Origin of the sequence: Legionella drozanskii LLAP-1 (assembly GCF_001467585.1) — a bacterium.
Taxonomy (GTDB): Bacteria; Pseudomonadota; Gammaproteobacteria; order Legionellales; family Legionellaceae; genus Tatlockia; species Tatlockia drozanskii.
Genome location: NZ_LNXY01000020.1, coordinates 495,345 through 496,079, shown reverse-complemented (window position 1 = coordinate 496,079; position 735 = coordinate 495,345). Strand labels below are relative to the sequence as shown.

The following is a 735-nucleotide window of genomic DNA, read 5'->3' as shown; positions in this document are numbered from 1 at the left end:
TTGCAAAGATGATTGGCAATTTTTGCCAGCGTTTTAGTAGGGCCAATGCCAATGGAGGTAGGAATTCCTGTTTCTTTTAAGATTCGTTGTTGTAGATTTAAGCAAAAGTTGTCGTGTTCTGATTCAGGCAGTGAACTTAAATCTAAAAACGCCTCATCGATGGAATACACTTCGACATCCGTCCAATGTTCTAAAATAGTGGACATGACTCGGTGCGAAATATCCCCATAGAGCGTGTAATTGGAAGAAAAAACATGCACCTTATGTTGCCGACATAAGGCTTTCACCTCAAAAAAGGGAACGCCCATTTTTATGCTCAAGGCTTTTGCTTCATTCGAGCGCGCAATCACACAACCATCGTTATTGGATAAGACGATAATCGGTTTATTGCGCAAATCAGGACGGAATAAGCGTTCACAGCTCGCGTAAAAATTATTGCAATCAATCAGCGCATACATAATTCACCCAAAACTATGAATGACATGAATAACCACACCCCAAATCACTAAATCTTGCTCATCAGTAATGTCTATTGGGGGGTATTGATTGTTTTCAGGCATCAGCAGGATGCGGCCATTGCGCTTTGATAACCGCTTCACCGTCAGCTCTCCATTAATAGCAGCAATCACTATCTTGCCATGAGTCACGTTGATGCTTCTATCAACTACCAGCAAATCCCCTGATTGAATACCTACATCAGTCATGGAATCTCCAGAAGCCCTTACCATGAAGGTG

The 735-nt window shown here is 42.0% G+C and carries 2 protein-coding genes; both read right to left on the bottom strand.

The genetic code is table 11. The annotated features are described in order from the left end of the window. The coding region (locus Ldro_RS16765; RefSeq protein ID WP_476630046.1) for a Y-family DNA polymerase at window positions 1–458 on the bottom strand (458 nt) is incomplete at its 3' end. A 3-nt stretch (window positions 459–461) separates the two neighbouring features. Then, window positions 462–735: LexA family protein (locus Ldro_RS06545; RefSeq protein WP_157066478.1), on the bottom strand; the 274-nt coding region annotated here is incomplete at its 5' end.